The sequence below is a fragment of the Streptomyces sp. bgisy130 genome, from assembly GCF_057708345.1.
On record NZ_JBYISA010000102.1, the window covers coordinates 1 to 1,849 of the forward strand.

Here is a 1,849-nt window from a genome sequence, read left to right on the forward strand (position 1 = left end):
GTGATGGGTAGGGGAGCGTCGTGTGCCGGGTGAAGCAGCCGTGGAAACGAGTTGTGGACGGTTCACGAGTGAGAATGCAGGCATGAGTAGCGATACACACGTGGGAAACGTGTGCGCCGATTGACTAAGGGTTCCTGGGTCAAGCTGATCTGCCCAGGGTAAGTCGGGACCTAAGGCGAGGCCGACAGGCGTAGTCGATGGACAACCGGTTGATATTCCGGTACCCGCTTTGAAACGCCCAATATCGAATCCATTAATGCTAAGGCCGTGAAGCCGGCCTGGAGTCTTCGGACAAAGGGACGTGGTGGAGCCGCCGATCCAAGGTGGTAGTAGGTAAGCGATGGGGTGACGCAGGAAGGTAGTCCAGCCCGGGCGGTGGTTGTCCCGGGGTAAGGGTGTAGCCCGTCATCTAGGCAAATCCGGATGACATACAGGGTGAGACCTGATGCCGAGCCGATTGTGGTGAAGTGGATGATCCTATGCTGTCGAGAAAAGCCTCTAGCGAGTTTCATGGCGGCCCGTACCCTAAACCGACTCAGGTGGTCAGGTAGAGAATACCGAGGCGTTCGGGTGAACTATGGTTAAGGAACTCGGCAAAATGCCCCCGTAACTTCGGGAGAAGGGGGGCCATTGCTGGTGATCACTCTTGCAGTGTGAGCTGGTGGTGGCCGCAGAGACCAGCGAGAAGCGACTGTTTACTAAAAACACAGGTCCGTGCGAAGCCGTAAGGCGATGTATACGGACTGACGCCTGCCCGGTGCTGGAACGTTAAGGGGACCGGTTAGTCACATTTCGGTGTGGCGAAGCTGAGAACTTAAGCGCCAGTAAACGGCGGTGGTAACTATAACCATCCTAAGGTAGCGAAATTCCTTGTCGGGTAAGTTCCGACCTGCACGAATGGCGTAACGACTTCTCGACTGTCTCAACCATAGGCCCGGTGAAATTGCATTACGAGTAAAGATGCTCGTTTCGCGCAGCAGGACGGAAAGACCCCGGGACCTTTACTATAGCTTGATATTGGTGTTCGGTTCGGCTTGTGTAGGATAGGTGGGAGACTTTGAAGCGGCCACGCCAGTGGTTGTGGAGTCATTGTTGAAATACCACTCTGGTCGTGCTGGATGTCTAACCTGGGTCCGTGATCCGGATCAGGGACAGTGTCTGGTGGGTAGTTTAACTGGGGCGGTTGCCTCCTAAAGGGTAACGGAGGCGCCCAAAGGTTCCCTCAGCCTGGTTGGCAATCAGGTGTTGAGTGTAAGTGCACAAGGGAGCTTGACTGTGAGACTGACGGGTCGAGCAGGTACGAAAGTAGGGACTAGTGATCCGGCGGTGGCTTGTGGAAGCGCCGTCGCTCAACGGATAAAAGGTACCCCGGGGATAACAGGCTGATCTTCCCCAAGAGTCCATATCGACGGGATGGTTTGGCACCTCGATGTCGGCTCGTCGCATCCTGGGGCTGGAGTCGGTCCCAAGGGTTGGGCTGTTCGCCCATTAAAGCGGTACGCGAGCTGGGTTTAGAACGTCGTGAGACAGTTCGGTCCCTATCCGCTGTGCGCGTAGGAGTCTTGAGAAGGGCTGTCCCTAGTACGAGAGGACCGGGACGGACGAACCTCTGGTGTGCCAGTTGTCCTGCCAAGGGCATGGCTGGTTGGCTACGTTCGGAAAGGATAACCGCTGAAAGCATCTAAGCGGGAAGCCTGCTTCGAGATGAGGACTCCCACCCCCTTTGAGGGGTTAAGGCTCCCAGTAGACGACTGGGTTGATAGGCCAGATATGGAAGCCTGGTAACGGGTGGAGTTGACTGGTACTAATAGGCCGAGGGCTTGTCCTCAGTTGCTCGCGTCCACTGTGT

At 56.2% G+C, this 1,849-nt stretch carries 1 rRNA gene; it reads left to right on the top strand.

Annotated elements, in window-relative coordinates:
- Positions 1-1,828 (top strand): 23S ribosomal RNA (locus tag AC3EUV_RS38275); the annotation flags it as partial.
- Between the last annotated feature and the right edge of the window lie 21 nt (positions 1,829-1,849).